Here is a 19,633-nt window from a genome sequence, read left to right on the forward strand (position 1 = left end):
TGACCGACACCGAACAGTCTTCTCAGCAGTTCCGTATCGAACGCGACACGATGGGCGAGGTCCAGGTTCCGGTCGACGCCTTGTGGCGCGCCCAGACGCAGCGCGCCGTGGAGAACTTCCCGATCTCGGGCCGTGGACTCGAACGCGCACAGATCCGCGCGCTGGGTCTGCTCAAGAGCGCCTGTGCCCGGGTGAACAAGGACCTGGGTCTGCTCGACCCCGACAAGGCCGACGCGATCGTCGCCGCCGCCGATGCCATCGCCGCCGGTGAATACGACGACCAGTTCCCGATCGACGTCTTCCAGACCGGTTCGGGCACGAGCTCGAACATGAACACCAACGAGGTCATCGCGTCGATCGCCGCCAAGACCGGCGTCACGGTCCACCCCAACGACGACGTCAACATGTCGCAGTCGTCGAACGACACCTTCCCCACCGCGACGCATGTCGCCGCGACCGAGGCGACAGTCAAGGATCTGATCCCCGCCCTCGAGCATCTGCACGGTGCCCTCGACGAGAAGGCGAAGGAGTGGCGCACGGTCGTCAAGTCGGGCCGCACCCACTTGATGGATGCGGTCCCGGTGACCCTGGGCCAGGAGTTCGGTGGTTACGCCCGACAGATCGAGGCCGGGATCGAACGCCTCCGCGCAACCCTCCCCCGCCTCGGCGAACTGCCGATCGGCGGTACCGCGGTGGGCACGGGCCTCAACGCACCGGCGGATTTCGGTCCGCGCGTCGTGGCCGTGCTCGTCGAGACCACGGGGCTCGACGACCTGCAGCGGGCCCGCGACAGCTTCGAGGCGCAGGCCGCGCGTGACGCGTTAGTCGAGGTGTCCGGCGCGCTGCGAACCGTCGCCGTGTCGCTGACGAAGATCGCCAACGACATCCGCTGGATGGGATCCGGCCCGCTCACGGGTCTGGCCGAGATCCAGCTCCCCGATCTGCAGCCCGGTAGCTCGATCATGCCGGGCAAGGTCAATCCCGTTCTTCCCGAAGCGGTTACGCAGGTCGCCGCACAGGTGGTGGGCAACGACGCCACCGTGGCGTGGAGCGGCGCCGCCGGGGCGTTCGAACTCAACGTCTACATCCCGGTGATGGCCCGCAACGTCCTCGAGTCGATTCGTCTGCTCGCCAACGTCTCCCGGCTGTTCGCCGATCGCTGCATCACCGGACTGGTGGCGAACGTCGAACATCTGCGCACGCTGGCGGAGTCGTCGCCGTCGATCGTCACTCCCCTCAACTCCGCGATCGGATACGAGGAGGCGGCCGCTGTCGCCAAGGAGGCGCTGAAGGAGAAGAAGACGATCCGTCAGACCGTCGTGGACCGCGGCCTCGTCGGCGACCGCCTGAGCGAGGAGGAACTGGACCGCCGCCTCGACGTCCTGGCGATGACGCGGGTGGACGAGGAGTCCTGACCCGCAGGGTCCGGACCTACCCCCGCCTGCATCCGCTACGAATTTCGCCATCCGCTACAGCAAGTTCCTGTAGCGGATGGCGAAAACGTGAGCGGATAGCGAGGGCTCAGCGAGCCGGGGAGTCACCTCACTCCTGGACCACCTCGGTCCCGGCGTCGGGCGCCCACGTGATGTAACCGAACTGGAAGTTGCTCCGCGCACCGTCGGGCGTCTGTTCCTCGTCGGTGATCGGGAAGCCCAAGTCGCCGCCGGCGCCACCCGCGGCCTCCCAGGCCGTGCGGATCTCACCCCACACGATGTGGGAATCGGTGTCGGGGCTCCACGCGATGATGCCGCCCTCGAACTCCGCGACGTAACCGTCGCCGACCTCCTCCTGCTGGCCGGTCGCGGCGCCGAGCGGGCTGGACGCACCGCCGACCTCGTCGTACTTCTGCAGGATCGGTCCGCTGAGTTCGACCTGCTCGCCGTCCGGTCCCGGCACCGCACTGGACTGATCCGCCGCGGGCTCGTCGGCCTCGGGCGAATCGTCGCCCTGGGTGATCGATTCGACGGCGCTCTCCGCCTCGGACGCCACGCTCTCCGCGGCGGACTGGACCGCGCTGGTCGCGCTGCCCACCGTCTCCTCCGCGGATTGGTCGTCGCTGCAGCCCGCGACCACCAGTCCGACCGCCGCTGCGGCCGCCACCAACGCTGCTCTGCGTCGGGGAATTCGATTCATCGGTTTCGCTCCTGTCACTCGAGAGGACGGGTACCTGATTTCAGGGTGCCCGACTCCTCCGCGACACAACCCGGTTTCCGGTGATTCCGTGCTTGCACGAATCCACCCCACCCCCGGCATCCTGCCGTTACCATGCGACGCAGCCGACGCCGAGGAGAACGATGAGCACACAGACCGCCACCGCGCAGGACGCCGTCGCCACGGTGACCGATTTCCTGGAGGCAACGGCCGCGGAGGACATCGACCGCGCCGCCTCGCTGATCACCGACGACATCGCGTGGCACAACACCTGGCTCCCCACCATCCGCGGCGGTTCCCGGGTCCGGAAGATCCTCGCCGGCCTCGCACGGCCTTCGGTGGGCTTCGGTGTCGTCGTCCACCACATTGCAGCCGACGGCGACATCGTGCTCACCGAACGCACCGACATCCTGCGTTTCGGACCGGTGAGCATCGAGTTCTGGGTGTGCGGCACCTTCGAACTGCGTGACGGACGGATCGCCGTGTGGGACGACCACTTCGACGTCCTCACCTTCCTCCGCGGAACCGTCGTGGGCGTACTGCGCGCCGTCCTGCGACGCTCCTGACGATCCTCACCCCCACCGCTCCCCGAAGAGCCATGGATGGGCGCCCCCATAGAATCCGTTCGGCGCCGAACCGTTCGGCGACGGATCAGCAGGGAGCGATGAACATGTCCGACGCCGAGCACACTCCGGGATTCACGGCGGGTCTGGAGATCCGGCGCGAAGTGATGGGTGACGACTTCGTCGAGCGGGCGTTCGAGCGGTCCCGCGGCACCGACTCCGAGGCGATGCAGGAGTTCGTGACCGAGCACGCCTGGGGGGCCGTGTGGTCGCGTCCCGGCCTGGACCGGCGCAGTCGCAGCCTGCTCAACCTCGGCATGCTCATCGCTCTGCGCGCCGAGAACGAACTGCGCGGACACGTCCGCGGAGCCCTGCGCAACGGGCTCGGCCGCACGGAGATCGTCGAATCCGTCATCCACTGCTCGGCGTACTGCGGTGCCCCCGCCGGACTCGCTGCGATGCGCGTGGTCCAGGAAGTGCTCGAGGCCGAACTCGGCCCTCGCCCCGAGGACACCGACGCCTCCGACGAGGCCTGACGACGACGGCGCGCCCGGCGGATGCCGGACGCGCCGTGTCGGCCGTGCTCGGGCGTCAGGCGCCCGGAGCGAACCCCTCGAGCATCTCCGTCACCAGCGCCGCGATCGGCGACCGCTCACTGCGGGTGAGCGTGACGTGCGCGAACAGTGGATGTCCCTTGAGCTTCTCGATGACCGCCGCGACACCGTCGTGCCGGCCGACACGCAGGTTGTCGCGCTGGGCGACGTCGTGGGTGAGCACGACGCGCGATCCCGCACCGAGCCGCGACAGGACGGTGAGCAGCACGTTGCGTTCGAGCGACTGTGCCTCGTCGACGATGACGAACGAATCGTGCAGCGACCGGCCGCGAATGTGCGTGAGCGGCAGCACTTCCAGCATTCCGCGGCTGAGCACCTCCTCGAGCACCGCCGGGCTGGCAAGTCCTTCGAGGGTGTCGAAGACCGCCTGGCCCCACGGATTCATCTTCTCGGCCTCGGTACCCGGCAGGTAGCCGAGTTCCTGCCCACCCACCGCGTAGAGCGGCCGGAAGACGACCACCTTGCGGTGGGTGCGTCTTTCCAGGACGGCCTCGAGTCCGGCCGTCAGTGCCAGGGCGGACTTTCCCGTTCCGGCCTTGCCGCCGAGGGAGACGATGCCGACGGATTCGTCGAGCAGCAGGTCGAGGGCGACGCGCTGTTCGGCGGAGCGTCCGTGCAGTCCGAACGCCTCCCGGTCGCCGCGGACGAGCTGCACCCGCTTGTCGGCGGTGACCCGGCCGAGTGCGCTGGACGAACCACCGAGAAGTCTGATCCCCGTGTGGCACGGCAGATCCCGCGCGTCGTCGATGTCGACGATGCCCTCGGTGAACATCTCGTCGATGAGGGCCCGGTCGACTTCGAGTTCGATCATGCCCGTCCATCCCGAGATCACCACGTCCTGGGCGTGGTACTCGTCGGCGTCGAGGCCGACGGCACCGGCCTTGACGCGCAACGGGATGTCCTTGCTGACGAGCACCACGTCGCGACCCTCGGTGGCCAGGTTCAGGGCGCACGCGAGGATGCGGGAGTCGTTGGTGTCGGTGCGGAATCCCGCGGGCAGGACCATGGGGTCGGTGTGATTGAGCTCCACGTGGAGGGTGCCACCCTCGTCCCCGATGGGGATGGGCTGGTCGAGGCGTCCGTGCCGCTGCCGCAGGTCGTCGAGCAGGCGCAACGATTCGCGGGCGAACCAGCCGAGTTCGTGGTGGTGCCGTTTCCCTTCGAGTTCGCCGATCACGACCAGCGGGAGGACGACTTCGTGCTCGGCGAACCTGGTGACCGCCCAAGGGTCGGAGAGCAACACTGAAGTGTCCAGCACGTAGGTGCGTACAGCGGATTCTTTCGCAGCGGCGGTACCGGAGGCGTGGCCGGAGCGGGTGGGGACGGAGCGTGTTGCGTTCACGTGGGGCTCCTCGGCCCGGACGGCACCGCCCGGACGTATTCGGTGGGCCGGTGGGTCCCCGGTGTCGTCACGACCACGGAGGCCCGGTGCCGGCCCCCTCGCTCGGACTGTGTCAGCCACACGATCAGGGACCTCCCGTGTAGACGGCACCTGCGCCGCCTACACCCCCGACGCTAACCCCGATACGGACGATTCGCTCGGCAGGGGGAAGCGTGTCGGTGAAGATTGCGTTAACGACACCTCGTAAGTACCCCTGAACCCCAGCAAACACAGTCGACTCCGCTGCGTCAGGAGCGCGCGAACCCGTGGATCGCGCGGCGTACGGTCACTCGACCGTGACCGGATACGCGCTCGGTTCCACCGCCGCGCCGCGCAGGCGCCGCAGCACCAGGGTCACGAGCAGCGCGAGGACCGCCATCGCGGCGCTGTACCAGACGACCGCGTCCGGGGCGTCGAAGATGCCGCCGAACAGGCCCGCGACGAGCGCACCGACCGACATGCCCGCGACCTCCTGGGCGGACCACAGGCCGTTCACCCGGCCGAGCAGCGTGTGGGGCGTGTGCGTCTGGATCAGCGAGTAGCGCAGCACCTCCTGGACGGCCCCGAACACACCGACGATCACGAGCAGCACGGCGGTGAGCGCCAGGACGGACGTGAAGCCGACCAGTGCCTGGACGACGAATCCGAGGATCAGTGCGGTGAGCAGCACGCGGCCGGGCCGCACCGACCGGCCGAGCCACCCGCTGGTGACCGTGGCCGCGGCGGCACCGAGCGCGATCGCCGCATACATGACGCCGATGGCGACGGCGTTGCCCTCGAAGCGCGCGTCGGCGAAGGCCGGGACGAGCACGAGCACACCGCCACCGAGCATCGCGACGACACCGGCGATCATCACGCCACCGACGACGCGTTCGCGGCGCAGGAAGCCGGTCACCGTCTCCGAGGGTGTGTCGGCGTCGTGCCCGGCATCCGACTTCGGCGGGTTCAGCGCGGGCAGGCCCGAGAGCAGGGTGACGGTCACGGCGGTGCCGATCGCGGCCACCCAGTAGTTCCACGCCACCGAGAACGTAGCGATGACGAGACCGCCGAGCGCCGGGGACAGGACGGCTCCGGCGCGGGCACTGAGGACGTTGAGCGCGCCGACGGCGACGAGCTGGTCATTGGGGACGAGGGTGGGTACGACTGCGAGCAGAGCGGCGATGCTGATCGACCCGATCAGGCCGTTGACGACCGTCAGGGCGATGATCGCCGGCACCGAGGGCGACGACAGGCCGGCGTTGACGGCCAGTCCGACGAAGGTGAGACCGGAGACGGTGCGGGCGAACAGGATCAGGAACTTGCGGTTGTCGCGGTCGGCGAGCATGCCGCCGAGCAGCATGCCGCCGATCGCAGCGCCCCCTTCGAGCGCGGAGACCAGACCCACCATCGGTGACGATCCGGTCAGGTCGTAGACCTGGATCGGTACGCCGACCATGAGCATCCCGATACCGAAGATCGAGATGGTGCGAGCGATGAAGATCCGGCGGAATGCCGCGCTCTCGCGCAGCGGCCGCAGATCGAAGAGGGCGCCGTTGCTCATTGCCGGGCCGTCACTCGGACTTCGCGGCGGCGTCGGCGAGCATCGGGGCGATCTCGTCGGTGGCCCACTTCAGCGACAACGCCGACGGGAAGCCCACGGCGTTCGGCATGCCGGTGTTGCGGGCGAGCGAGACGACCGCGCCGCGCTCGACGGCCGGCAGACGGTTCCACGCCTCGAACTTGGTCAGGTATCCGAGATCGCCGGTGGGCGAGACGACGACGAGCAGGTCGGCGTCGAGCTGCGAGATCTCCTCGTAGGACAGCACACCGCGTCCGTCGGCATCGACCTGCAGTGTGTTCGCGTACTCGCTGAGCTCGAGGCCGAGGGAGTTCAGGAACTGCCCGATGCCGCGGTCGTCGGCGGCGAGCACCGACAGCTGACCACCGGTGTCACCGATGATCGCGTTGTAGGTCGCGCCGTCGAGCGCGGGGTACTGCTCCTTGGCGGCGTCGAGATCGACCTCGGCCTGCTCGATGACCTCCTCGGCCTTCTCTGGGATGCCGAGGGCCGAGGCGATCTTGCGGGTGGAGTCCTGCCACGGCTCACCGTTGGCGCGGTAGTCGAAGTGGACGACGGGGAACTGTTCGGCGAGCTGGTCGTAGGTGTTCTGCTCGAGTCCCCAGAAGCCGGTGGAGACGATGATGTCGGGCTGCAGCGCGGCGATCTGCTCGGCGATCACCGTGGCACCGCCGTCCATGTTCAGCAGCGGCGGGACGTCGGCGCCGAGCGCTTCGGCCTCCCACGGCCACACACCGGTGCCGCCGGTCGCGGCGAGGTTCTGGGCATCGACGGGGAGCGCGAGCGGGGTGACGCCCAGCGACAGCAGGATGTCGGCGTCCTGCGGCGACAGCGGCAGGGCGCGGGTCGGGGCGGACTCGACGGTGGTGTCGCCGAACTTGCCGGAGACGGTGACCGGGAACTCGCCGTTCGCCGCCGTCGCGCTGCCGGACGAGCCACCGCTGTCGGTGTCCGAGCCGCACGCCGTGACACCGACCAGCATGGCGGTGGCGGCGAGGGCGACGCCGATCCGGCGCAGTCGCTTGTGGATCCTCATCGATTCTCCTCTGCTGTAGAACACTTCGTGGGTCCGCCGGCCGGGTCCCCGTTCCCGGCGCCGCGGATCTCGTTCTCGTGGAGGGTCGCGGCGAGTCCGCCGATCGACCCGGTGGTGAAGATCGACTCGGCGTCGATCACGTATCCGGCCGCGCGCAGTCCGCCGAGGATCCGCATCACCGAGATGCTGTCGCATCCGAGTTCGAGCAGATCGTCGTCGACGCCGACCTGCTCGACGCCGGTGACCTCGGAGGCGAGGGCGCACAGCAGTTCTTCGGCCGGTGTGGACGGTGCCCGGTGCGTTCGCGGGGCGAGTTCCGGTCGCGGCAGCGCGGCGCGGTCGATCTTGCCGTTGGCGAGCGTGGGCAGGGTGTCGAGCACGACCGTCGCCGACGGCACCATGTAGTCGGGCAGCACCCGCGCGACCGCGCGTCGCAGCGTCTCGGCGTCGAGGGTGTGCCCGGCGGCCGGGACGACGTAGGCGACGAGACGTGCCGTCGCACCGAGATCGGTGCGGGCGAGCACCACGGCGGTCGCGACGTCCGGTCGCGACGACAGCACGGTCTCGATCTCGGCCGGCTCGATCCGGTACCCGCGGATCTTGACCTGGTCGTCACCGCGGCCGCGGTACCGGATGTGTCCGTCGGGCGTCCACAGGGCCCGGTCACCCGTGCGGTACATGCGGTCGCCGGGGAATTCCGGATCGATCGTGTCCGCGACGAAGCGGTCGGCGGTGCGACCCGGGTCGGCGAGATAGCCGCGGGCCAGTCCACGACCGGCGAGGTAGAGCTCACCCTCCACGCCGATCGGCGCGGGACGCATCCACCGGTCGAGGATGTAGGCCCGGGTTCCGGCGACCGGTCGGCCCGCGACGGGCGCCTCGGCGTCCGAAGCCCGTGCGACGAGCGCGTCGACGGTGCTCTCGCTCGGCCCGTAGAGGTTGTAGGCGCTCACCCCGTCCAGGTCGCGCAGCCGGTCCCACATCGGTTGGGAGACGGCCTCGCCACCGAAGCCGAGCGAGGCCGGGCACCGGCCGTCGTCCGCGAGTCCGTGATCGAGCAGCTGCGCGAGGTGCGACGGGGTGACCTCGACGAAGTCCCAGCGGGATTCGTGGGCGACGCGGACCATCTCGGCCGGGTCGCGCTGGACCTTCTCGTCGACGACGTGCACCGCGTGCCCGTCGAAGAGCCACAGCTGCGGTTGCCACGACGCGTCGAAGGCGAACGACCACGCGTGGCCGACCCGGAGCCGGTCGCGTCCGGTCCGTGCCTGCGTGGGCGCGTAGAGGTCGGCGCGGTGGCTGTGGAACAGCGCGGTCAGGCCGCGGTGCAGGGCGAGGACCGCCTTGGGTGTGCCGGTGGAGCCGGAGGTGTACACGACGTAGGCCGGGTGGTCGGCGCGCAGCGGTGCGAGCCGGTCGGCGTCGGTCAGCGGGGCGCCGTCGTAGCCGGCGACCCGCGCCGCGAGCGTCTCGTCGTCGAGCGCGAGCACCGGCGCGTCCACCGCGGGCAGCGACGACGCGAGCTCCGCGGTGGTGAGCACGACGACCGGCTCCGCGGTGCCGAGGATCGTCGCGACACGCTCGGTGGGAGTGCGCGGTTCGAGCGCGACGTAGGCGCCGCCGGAGACGAGCACCGCGAGCATCGCCGCGATCGAGTCGGCCGTGCGGGGCAGCACGAGCGCCACGCGGGTCTCGGGAGCGACACCGTGGTCGACGAGCAGGCGCGCCCATCGGCGGACCCGGGACGCGAGGTCGGCGAAGGTCCATTCGAGATCGCCTGCCACGAGCGCGGTCTCGTGCGGGTGGCGGGCGACCGCGTCGTCGAACAGGTCCGCGACGGTGACGGCCTCGGTGACCGGTGCCGGTGTGGCCCGCCACTGTTCGAGCCGGGCGCGTTCGTCGGCCGGCAGGACGTCGATGGCGGACAGGCGCCGGTGCGCCTCTCCCCCGGCCAGCGTGCGCAGCACCCGGTCGAGTCCGGCGGCGAGACGTTCGACGGTGCCGCGGTCGTACAGGTCGGAGCTGTACTCGACGACGCCGACGACGGTGTCGGTGCCCGCATACTCGACGAGGTCGAACGACAGGTCGAACTTCGAGGTCTCCATCGGGTGCGGTTCGGGGGTGACACCCGCCGTGAGCCCACCCGCACTGCGCGGATCGGGTTCGACGAGATAGACGATCATCACCTGGAACAGCGGGTGCAGGGCGCGCGAGACGGATCGGTCGGAGCCGAGCACCGCGTCGACGACCTGCTCGAACGGCAGGTCCTGGTGGTCGAACGCCTCGAGGTCGGTGCGGCGGATCCGGTCGAGCAGTTCGGCGACGGTCGGGTCGCCGGACAGGTCGGTGCGCAGCACGAGGGTGTTGAGGAAGAAGCCGACGAGATCCTCGAGTTGCGCGTCGCCGCGTCCGGAGACCGGGGTGCCGAGGGGGATGTCCTCGCCACCGCCGTAGGCGGCGAGCAGCACCGCGACGGCGGCCTGCACGACCATGAACATCGAGACGTCGTGTGCGCGTGCGACTTCCCGCAGTGCGCGCACGACCTCCGGGTCGAGCGCGAACGGCACGGCGCCACCGCGATAGGAGGTGCGGGCCGGACGGGTCCGGTCGGTCGGCAGCGGCAGTTCCTCGGGCAGGCCGGCGAGGGCGTCGCGCCAGTAGGCGCGCTGACGCGCGGCGAGCGACTCCGCATCCGCCGGGTCGCCGAGCAGGTCGCGCTGCCACAGTGTGAAATCGGCGTACTGCACGGCGGGCTGCGTCCACTCCGGTGCCTGCCCCATCTGCCGCAGCGCGTAGGCGGTCGCCAGATCGGTGAGCAGCGCCTTGGTCGACCACTCGTCGACGGCGATGTGGTGGATCACCAGCGCCACGACGGTGTCGTCCCCGGCGTCGAGGACCGACAGCCGCACCGGCAGCTCGGCCGACAGATCGAAGCGGTGATCGATCGCCTCGGTGAGCGCGCCGCGGACGTCGGCCGGGTCGACCGGGCGGTGGTCGGCGATCACGCGGACCTCGTCGGGCGTGAGCACCTGCTGGTAGGCCTGTCCGTCCTCGGTCGGGAAGACAGTGCGCAGCGCCTCGTGACGCAGGACGACGTCGCGCACGGCCGCTTCGAGTGCCGGGACGTCGACGCGTCCGTGCACCCGCCACGTGACCGGCACGTTGTACACGCCGCCGCGGGCCCCGAGCTGGTCGAGGATCCAGAGGCGTTGCTGCGCGTACGACAGCGGCACCATCGCAGGTCGCGGGTCGGCCGCAACCAGCGCGGGTCGCGGCGACGCCTGACCCGCCGCCGCGCACCGCTGCGCGAGCGACTCCACCGTCGGGGCGTCGAAGACCGTGCGCAGGGCCAGATCGGCGCCGAGCTCCGAGCGGATCGCGTTCACGAGCCGGATCGCAGCGAGCGAATGCCCACCGAGCGCGAAGAAGTCGTCGTCGATACCGACCTCGTCGAGTCCCAGCGCATCCGCGAACAGTGTCGCGATCGTCGCTTCGAGCTCGGTACGCGGCTGCCGTCCGGATCCGGTGTCGAACTCCGGTGCCGGAAGGGCACTGCGATCGAGTTTGCCGTTGAAGGTCGTCGGGACCGCGTCGATCACGAGAATCCGTGCGGGCAGCAGATAGTCGGGCACACGTCCGACGAGCGCCTCACGGACCGCCACCGGGTCCACCGCGACTTCCGCTGCGGGAACGACATATCCGACGAGCACCGAATCGCCTGTGCCGGTCGGACCGGCAGAGCCGGCGGGACCGGGTTTGACCGCCGCTACGGCACGGGCGACACCGTCGACGGCATCGAGAGCCGCCTCGAGTTCACCGAGCTCGATGCGCAGACCTCGCAGCTTGATCTGGTCGTCGCCGCGACCGAGAAATTCGAGGTCGCCGCGGGCGTCCCATCGCGCGAGATCGCCGGTGCGGTAGAGCCTCTCACCGGTATCGCCGTAGGGGTCGGCGACGAACCGCTGCGCGGTGAGTGCCGGGCGCCGCAGATAGCCCTGCGCGACCTGCACTCCCCCGATGTACAGCTCACCGGGGGTGCCGGCCGGCACGGGGCGCAGATACCGGTCGAGCACGTACAGGCACACGTTCGCGCCCGGCCGGCCGATGACGGAACCGCGGGTGGGCGAACCGATCCGGGCACCCGGGTCGGCGTCGAGGGTCACCTCGACGGCAGCTTCGGTCGGGCCGTACAGGTTGTGGACCTTCACCTGCGGCAGCACCTTCGCCGCGCGTTCGACGGTGCGGGGCGACAGTGCTTCTCCGCTGCACACGATGCGGCGCAGGTTCGCGGCGTCCGCGGTGGCGGGCACGGCGAGAGTCTCCTCGAGCATCGACGGCACGAAGTGGGCGACGGTGATGTTCCCGTCGCGCAGCAAGGTCGCCGATTCGACGGGATCGCGATGCGCGTCGGGTCCGCCGACGACGACACTCGCACCGTCGACGAACGGCGCGAACAACTCCCACACCGACACGTCGAAGGTCGCGGGCGTGCGCAGCAGCACCCGGTCGTCGGGCGAGAGCGGCAGTTCGCGGCGCACCCATTCGAGCCGGTTCGCCACGGCGCGGTGCGACACGGCGACGCCCTTGGGCAGACCCGTCGACCCCGAGGTGTAGATGACGTAGAGCGGGTGGTCGAGGGTGAGCGGCGCGATCCGGTCCGTGTCGGTGACGGGCTCCGGGCTGCGGGCGTCGATGCGGGCACGGACCTCGGCGTCGTCGAGGTCGAGTCGCGGATGCTCACCGGGCAGTTCGATGTCGCTGCGCGTGAGCACGACTCGCGGACGCGCGTCGCCGAGCAGGTACTCGATGCGCGTTTCGGGCAGCGTCGTGTCGATCGGCTGGTAGGCCGCACCGGACTTCACGACGGCGTGGATCGCGACGACCTGCTCCACGGAGCGGGGCACCGCGACCGCAACGATCGCACCCGGTCCGGCACCGAGCGCCACGAGTTCGCGGGCGAGGCGGTTCGAGGCGGCGTCGAGCGCAGCGTGGGTGAGGGTGCGGTCGGCCGCGACGAGAGCCGGCCGTCGGGCGTGCTCGGCGGCACTGCGCGCGAGTGCCTGACTCAGCGGGACGAGAGCGAAGTCGACGCGCTCGCCGGTGCCGACGGCGAGCTGCCCCGCGGCCTCGTCGGCGTCGAGGATCGCGACGTCGCCGATCCTGGTCTCGGGTGTGCTCGCGACCTGATCGAGCAGCGTGAGCAGCGCGGCGAGCAACGTATCGGCCGTGGTGGCGTCGAACAGGTCGGTCGCGTACTCCACCGACACGGCGACCTCACCGGTGTCCGGGGCGTCGACGAAGGTGAGATTGAGGTCGAACTTGGCGCGGACGTTGCTCAGCGGCTCCCAGCGGGTGGGCACACCGAGCAGGTCGGGCAGCTGCGCGGGGCGCTGCAGGTAGCTCACCATCACCTGGAACAGCGGGTTCCGTCCCTCGACGCGCGGCGGTGCGAGTCGCTCGACGAGCTGCTGGAAGGGCACCTCCTGGTGCGCCATCGCCGCGAGATCGGTTTCGCGCACCCGGTCGAGGAGATCGGCGAAGGTGGGTTCGCCGGACAGGTCGGTGCGCAGCACGAGGGTGTTGACGAAGAAACCGACGAGTTCGTCGAGGGCGGTGTCGGACCGGCCCGAGACCGGGGTGCCGACGACGATGTCGTCGCCCGCGCCGAGCCGCGAGAGCAGTGCCGCGACGGCCGCGTGCAGCGCCATGAACATCGTGCCGCCACGGGCATCCGCGACCGCACGCAGGCGGGCGGCGATGTCGGCGGGGACCGTCGCGGTGGTGTTGCCCGCCGCGCCGGTCGGCCGCGCGGGGCGGGGCCGGTCGGTGGGCAGGACGATCTCGTCGGGCAGCTGCGCGAGAGTGTCGGTCCAGTAGTCGATCTGGGTGTCGATCCGGCCGGACTCGATCAGTTCGCGCTGCCACAGCGTGTAGTCGGCGTACTGGACGGGCAGCGGCGACCACTCGGGTGCCGCACCGGCCGATCGGGCGAGGTAGGCGCGGGTGAGGTCGCCGAGCAGCGGCGCGTCCGACCATTCGTCGGTCGCGATGTGGTGCAGCACCACCGCGAGGACGTGCCGGTCGGGTGCGACGCGCACCAGCACGACCCGCAGCGGCGGGTCCGTGCGCAGATCGAACGACGCGGTGAGCCGCTCGGTGAGCAACACCCGGACGGCATCCTCGGATTCCGTCTCGTGCAGTTCGAAGCGCACGGCCTCGGCTGTGGACAGGATCCGCTGGTAGGGCGTGCCGTCCTCGGACTCGACGACGGTGCGCAGGCTCTCGTGACGTTCCACGACGTCGGCGACCGCCGCGGCAAGGGCATCGGCGTCCACCGCACCGTCGAGGCGCGCGACGTGCGCGTAGTGGTAGGCGAGGCTGTCGTCCTGCAGTTGCTGCAGCAGCCACAGGCGTTCCTGGGCGGCCGACAGCGGCACCCGGTCGGGGCGCGGCAGCGCGGTGACCGGCGGGAGCGCCGCTGCGGCACCGGGAATGCGGCGGGCGAGTTCCTCGACGCTGCGGGCCTCGAACAGGTCGCGGATGGTGACGTCCACGCCGAGTTCGGAGCGGATGCGGCCGACGATCCGCATGGCGATCATCGAGTGCCCGCCGAGTTCGAAGAAGTCGTCGTCGGCGCCGACCTCGTCGATGCCGAGGACGTCGGCGAAGACCTCGCACAGGACCTTCTCGGTCCCGGTGCGCGGTGCGCGTCCGCCGAGGCCCGTGGCGGCCTGCGGTTCGGGCAGGGCGCGGGTGTCGAGCTTGCCGTTGACGGTCATCGGCACGGAGTCGATGAGCTGCACCCCGGCCGGGACCATGTAGTCGGGCAGCTGGGCGCGCAGGTGGGCGACGAGCCGCGAGGACAGATCGGACGGATCACCGGCACCGACCGGAACCGCGTAGGCGGCAAGTCGTTTCGTGCCGGGTACGAGCGGGTCGTCGACGGCGATCACCGCCGCGGTGCCGACCTCGGGGTGCTCCTCGAGCACGGCCGCGATCTCGTGCAGTTCGACGCGGTAGCCGCGGATCTTGACCTGGTCGTCGACGCGGCCGAGATAGTCGAGGTTGCCGTCGGCACGCAGGCGCATGAGGTCGCCCGTGCGGTACATGCGACCACCGGCCGACCACGGATCGGCGACGAACCGGTCGGCGGTGAGCCCGAAACGGTTCAGATAGCCGCGCGCGAGACCCACACCGGCGATGTACAACTCGCCGACGACACCGTCGACGACGGGGCGCAGCCACGGGTCGAGGATGTAGGCGCGGGTCGCGCGGATCGGGACGCCGACCGTGGGGGTCGCGCTGTCGTCGGTGCCACCGCCGAGGGTGTTGATCGTGTACTCGGTGGGGCCGTAGAGGTTGTACCCGAGGGTGCCGTCGGTCTCGCGCAGGCGCGTCCACACCGAATCCGACACGGCCTCACCGCCGAGCAGGACGAGCGGCGGGCGGTGCTGTCCCGGCCCCTCGTCGAGCATGCCGTCCGCGATCAGCTGCGTCGCGTAGGTGGGGGTGACGTTGACGACGTCGATGGCGTGGGTGTTGCAGTACTCGACGAGCGCGGTGGCGTCGCGACGCAGGTCCTCGTCGCAGACGTGCACCTCGTGACCCTCGACGAGCCAGAGCAGTTCCTCCCACGACATGTCGAAGGCGAACGACACGGTGTGCGCGACCCGCATCCGGCGTCCGTCCACCGACGAGACCACCGGATCGAAGATCTCGTCCTGATGGTTGCGCTGCATGTTGGTCAGGCCCCGATAGGGGGTGACCACACCCTTCGGCTTGCCGGTGGACCCGGAGGTGTAGATGACGTAGGCGGGGTGCTCGAGCCGGCCCGGACGGCCCGGGGCGAACGCGCCGAGTTCGGCGTCGGTCAGCGGCGCGGTGTCGGCGGTGCCGAGTTCCATCGCGACCGCTTCGTCCAGGCGGATGCTGCGGTCGGCGGGCAGGCCGAGACGGTTCTGCACCGCGGTCGTGGTGAGGAACAGCGCCGGCTGCGCGTCGTCGATGACGGTGCGCAGACGCTCGTCGGGCTGGTCGAGTTCGAGCGGCAGGTAGGCGGCACCGGTGCGCAGGATCGCGAAGAGCGCGACGACGGTGTCGATGCTGCGGGGCAGGCCGAGGCACACGATGGTCTCGGGCCCCGCTCCCCCGGCGATGAGGGTGCGGGCGAGCGCTTCGACGCGGCCGGCGAGTTCGCCGTAGGTGCAGCTCTGTTCACCGGAGACGAGGGCGATGCGGTCGGCGTCGGTCGCGGCGCGCGCGATGAGCATCTCGGCGACGGTGACGTCCTCGACCTCGGGGATCTCGGCGCGCAGCCGGGCATCGGTGACGGCGTGCTCGGCGGCCGTCAGTGCCGGCACGGACGCGACCGGCAGATCCACTCCGCGGGCGACGAACTCGAGCAGCGCCATGAAGCGGTCGTGCAGGGCCCGGGCACGCGCGCCGTCGACGACGTCGGGCCGGTAGTCGATCTTGACGTGCATCGTCTGTCCCGGCGACACGACGATCGCGAGGGGATAGTGCGTGTGGTCGAGGCTGTCCTCCGCGACGATGTCGTGCCGCGCGGACTGCCGGGCCATCTCGTCGGCGTCCTTGAAGTTCTGCAACACGAACAGGGTGTCGAACAGTTCGGAATGACCGACGGCGCGGAGGATGTCGCCGAGTCCGAGATACTCGAACTCCATGCGGTCGGCGTACTCGTCCTGCATGCGGCGCAGCAGGTCCGCGACGGTCTCGGCGCCGGACAGGCGCACCCGCACCGGGACGGTGTTGAGGAACATGCCGATCACGCGGTCGAGTCCGACGATCTCGGTGGGCCGCCCGGCGACGGTGGAACCGAACACGACGTCGGTGCTGCCGGACTCGGCGGCGAGCAGCAGGCCCACGACGGCGTTCATCAACGCGTTGAGGGTGACACCCGTGCTGCGGGCCCGGTCGCGCAGTGCCGCGGTGAGCGTCTCGTCGATGAACGACTCGATGCGCAGCGGCACGATGGCGGCGCGGTCGCGGGTGGATCCGGCGAGCAGCGTGGGCTTGTCGAAACCGGCGAACTCGTCGCGCCAGGCCTGCTCGGCGGCGGCGCGGTCGCGTGCGGCGAGCCACTGCAGGTAATCGGTGAAACCCGCTTCGGGCGCCGCGATCTCGTCACCGGCGTAGCGGGCGAGCAGTTCGTCGACGAACAGCGCACCGGACCAGCCGTCCCACAGGATGAATTCGCGGTTGACGACGAGACGGTCGATGCCGTCGAGGTGCAGCAGCAGCATGCGCCACAGCGGCGGGGACGCGAGGTCGAACGGCTGCAGCCGATCCTCCTCGATCAGTTTCTCGGCGCGGGCCTGCTGCTCGGCGGGGTCGAGGTCGGTGAGGTCGACCTCGGTGAACGGCACCTCGAGATCCGCCGCGCCGATGAACTGCACCGGATCGGACAGACCGTAGTCGGTGAAACCGGCACGCACGGTGGGATTCTCGGCGAGCAACCGTGCGGCGGCGCGGCGCAGGCGCGCGACGTCGAGGCGGTGGCCGAAGTCGAGCGAGAACTGGGCGGTGTAGATGTCCTTCGACGAGTCGAAGACCGACTGGAAGTACAGGCCGCGCTGCAGCGGCGACAGCGGCCAGATGTCCTCGATCCGCACGGGCGCGATCCGTGCGACACGATCGATCTCGGCCTGCGTGAGCGTGACGTGCCCGAGATCGGACGGGGTGAGGGAGGTTCTTCCCGAGGCTGCGTCGGCGCGGCCGAGGAGATCGTCGAATGCCGCGCGCCATGCCTCGGCGAGCCGGGCCACGAGATCGGGGTCGAGAGCCTCGTCGGCGGTGAGATGCACCGTGGCGCCGCCGGTTCCCCGTTCGACGTGGATGTCGAGCAGGTAGTTGCCGATGCGGTCTCCGCCGCTCCGCACGAGCACCTGCGGCTGCCCGAGCGGCGCGAGGGCCGGTCCGGCCTGGACGTTGGCGTAACGCAGCATCGGCCAGCCGATGCCCCGGTCGGGGGCGGCGCGCAGGCGTTCCTTCGCGGCGCGCAGGGCGTCGAGCGGATCGGTGGCGAGCGCCAGCCGCACCGGCGTCGTCCAGTCGAGCGCGCCGACGGTGCGGGTGAGGTCGGCGTCGGCGGTCAGTGCGATGCGGCCGTCGCGGACGATGTCGACGAGCAGTTCACCGTCGCCGCTCTCACGGGTGTTCGCGACCGCGGCTGCTGTCACCGCGGTCCACACATCGGTCGAGTCACCCGAGACGAGACCGGCCACCGTGGTTGTCGCCGTGGCGAATTCGTCGTCGGTCAGCGTGACGGTCACGGGCGTCCGTGTGCGGCCGGTGGCCACCGCTGCGGCGAACTCGGCACCGGGTGCGACGGTGGTCATCCAGTCGGGCAGTTCTGCGAGTCGCTGCGGGGAGGCGGCCTGCTCGGTGAAGACGCGGGCGTGGGTCGCGGGCGAGGTGGGCACGGGCGGCAGCACGATCTGCGTGCCGCGCCGGGCGGCGCGCAGGGCGCGGTGCAGGTCGGCGGTGACGATCGACCAGGACGTCTCGTCGACGAGTCCGGCGGGGGCGAGGAAGACCAGTTCCCCGGCGGTCTCGTCCGCGCCGGTGAGCCGCACCGCGGTCAGGATCCGGCCGACGGTGGCCTCGGGACGCAGGGGCAGGTCGGCGGTCGCGGCTCCCGCGGGCAGCGCGGCGTCCGCGACGAGAGTCCGGGCGTCGACGGCGGCGGTGTCGTTCACCGACAGCAGCCACAGCACCGGGGCCGGTGCGGTGAGGGTCGTCCGCAGCGCCGGGTGGTGCGCGACCACGGCGGCGACGGCGGCGGCCAGGGTGTCCTCGGTGAGATCCTCCGGAGCCGGAATGCGGTATTCGCGCAGGTCGGCGTCGACGGCGAGTCCGGCGTCGCGGCGTCGCGCGGTGGCCGGCATGAGCGCGAGCGGCCCCGCGATGGTGTCCTCGTGCCCGGCGGCAACGCCGATGTGATCGGCCTCGGAACTCTCGCCCACGTGGTCGGCCTCGGGGTTCTCGGCGAGCGACGGTGCCGGGGCGACGTCGAAGGTGCCGAGCGGCGCGTCGAGGTCGTCGAGGATCGCGGTGAGGAAGTCGTCGAGGTCGGCGGCGCAGCGCTGCGCGAGCGGTGCATCGTCGGCGTGGCCGCGCAGTCCGATCTCGATCGGGTGCCCGGCCTTCTCGAGCACGAGGATGAATTCGAGTTCGCCGACCGGTCCGGAGGACAGCATGTGCGCCTGCGATTCCCGGCCGACCGAGTACCGCGAGGCAGCTGCGGGCATGATGTTCACGCCGACGGTCGGGGGCCGCCAGTCCGGGTCGATCTCGGCGAGTTCGCGGCCGAGATCCTCGCCGCGGTACCGGCCGTGCTTGAGCAGTCCGAGCAGTTTGCCGTCGATGACCTCGGCGACGTCGGCCAGACGCGCGTCGTCGGGCACGTCGAAACGCAGGGGCAGGACGCTGGCGACCATCGCGGGCACGGTGCGCAGTTCGCGGGTGCCACGCGCGGTCGTGGGCAGGCTGATCACCACGTCGCGGCGGCGGGTGGCCCGGGCCAGATAGGCACCGAGGAGTGCGATGAGCACGGTGGCGGGCCGGGTGCCGTGGGCCTTGGCGTACCGCTCGAGCCGGCCGCGTCCGTCGGCGTCGATGTGCGACCAGGCGACGAGTTCGCCGGGGCTCGACAGGCGACCCGAGCCGAGCAGGCGCGTCACCTGCGGGAGGTCGGCGAGTTCGTCGAGCCAGTAGCGCCGGTCGAGTTCGCGCTGTTCGCTCGCGACGTACGCCTCGTCGACGCGCACGTACCGTTCGAGGGTCCACTCCGCGGCGCGGTCGGGGCCCTTGCCCTCGACGTACGCCTTGGTCATCGCGGTGGTCGCCAGGCCGATGCCGTAGCCGTCGTTCACGATGTGGTGGTACTGCTGGTACAGCCGCACGGTGTCGTCGGACAGGCGGTGGATGGCGAATCGGAACAGCAGGTCGCGGGCGAGGTCCTGCGGTTCGCTCATCGTCTCGCGCATCCAGCGGTCGGACGCCGCCGCCGGGTCGTCCTCGCCGCGGAAATCGATGACCGGCAGGTCCCACTCGTGGGTCGCGCGCGGGATCTGGACGACGTTGCCGTCGGCGTCGACGTCGAAGTTGACGTGCAGGGTCTCCGCGACGTCGAGCACCGAGTGGATCGCCGTGATCATCCGGTCGATGTCGATGTCGTCACCGATGGTCTCGGTGTACATGCCGGTGTTGTAGAGGTGCCCGGTGGCGTCGAGCTGATGACCGAAATAGATGGTCCGCTGCGCGCGCGTGACGGGATACACCGACTGCATCGAATTTTCTCTCTCCCAC

Annotated in this window: 8 protein-coding genes; 3 read left to right on the plus strand and 5 right to left on the minus strand. The window is 70.6% G+C overall.

From position 1 onward, the window contains the following. Positions 1-1,415, plus strand: a 1,415-nt coding sequence (locus ACPCXD_RS12440) for a class II fumarate hydratase (RefSeq protein WP_423659781.1), incomplete at its 5' end; no start/stop codon positions are given. 127 nt (positions 1,416-1,542) lie between these two features. Here ACPCXD_RS12440 and ACPCXD_RS12445 read toward each other — a convergent pair. After that, entirely contained in the window at positions 1,543-2,133 is a 591-nt protein-coding gene (locus ACPCXD_RS12445; protein ID WP_423659782.1) for an LGFP repeat-containing protein, read from the minus strand. A gap of 161 nt (positions 2,134-2,294) precedes the next feature. On the opposite strand from ACPCXD_RS12445, the gene ACPCXD_RS12450 reads away from it, so the two are divergent. Both ACPCXD_RS12450 and ACPCXD_RS12455 read left to right on the plus strand, forming a co-directional pair. Further along, positions 2,295-2,717, plus strand: coding sequence for a limonene-1,2-epoxide hydrolase family protein (locus tag ACPCXD_RS12450; protein WP_024103278.1), 423 nt, complete (start codon positions 2,295-2,297; stop codon positions 2,715-2,717). Between the two features lie 104 nt (positions 2,718-2,821). Beyond that, positions 2,822-3,250, plus strand: coding sequence for a carboxymuconolactone decarboxylase family protein (locus ACPCXD_RS12455; RefSeq protein ID WP_423659785.1), 429 nt, complete (start codon positions 2,822-2,824; stop codon positions 3,248-3,250). 55 nt (positions 3,251-3,305) lie between these two features. Here ACPCXD_RS12455 and phoH2 read toward each other — a convergent pair whose 3' ends face one another. The 4 genes from phoH2 to ACPCXD_RS12475 all read right to left on the minus strand — a co-directional run bounded on the left by phoH2 (position 3,306) and on the right by ACPCXD_RS12475 (position 19,614). Continuing rightward, positions 3,306-4,670 carry an RNA 5'-3' helicase PhoH2 gene (phoH2, locus tag ACPCXD_RS12460; protein WP_423659787.1) on the minus strand — a complete coding sequence of 455 codons (1,365 nt, stop codon included), beginning with the start codon at positions 4,668-4,670 and terminating at the stop codon, positions 3,306-3,308. Between the two features lie 325 nt (positions 4,671-4,995). Beyond that, on the minus strand, positions 4,996-6,249 hold the full coding sequence (gene entS, locus ACPCXD_RS12465) for an enterobactin transporter EntS (RefSeq protein ID WP_423659789.1): 1,254 nt from the start codon (positions 6,247-6,249) through the stop codon (positions 4,996-4,998). A gap of 10 nt (positions 6,250-6,259) precedes the next feature. Further along, on the minus strand, positions 6,260-7,303 hold the full coding sequence (locus tag ACPCXD_RS12470) for an ABC transporter substrate-binding protein (RefSeq protein ID WP_088896598.1): 1,044 nt from the start codon (positions 7,301-7,303) through the stop codon (positions 6,260-6,262). After that, positions 7,300-19,614, minus strand: coding sequence for a non-ribosomal peptide synthetase (locus tag ACPCXD_RS12475; RefSeq protein ID WP_423659791.1), 12,315 nt, complete (start codon positions 19,612-19,614; stop codon positions 7,300-7,302). The genes ACPCXD_RS12470 and ACPCXD_RS12475 overlap by 4 nt, the downstream gene beginning before the upstream one ends. Positions 19,615-19,633 lie beyond the last annotated feature (19 nt).

Origin of the sequence: Rhodococcus sp. AB351, assembly GCF_049538275.1 — a bacterium.
Taxonomy (GTDB): domain Bacteria; phylum Actinomycetota; class Actinomycetes; order Mycobacteriales; family Mycobacteriaceae; genus Rhodococcus.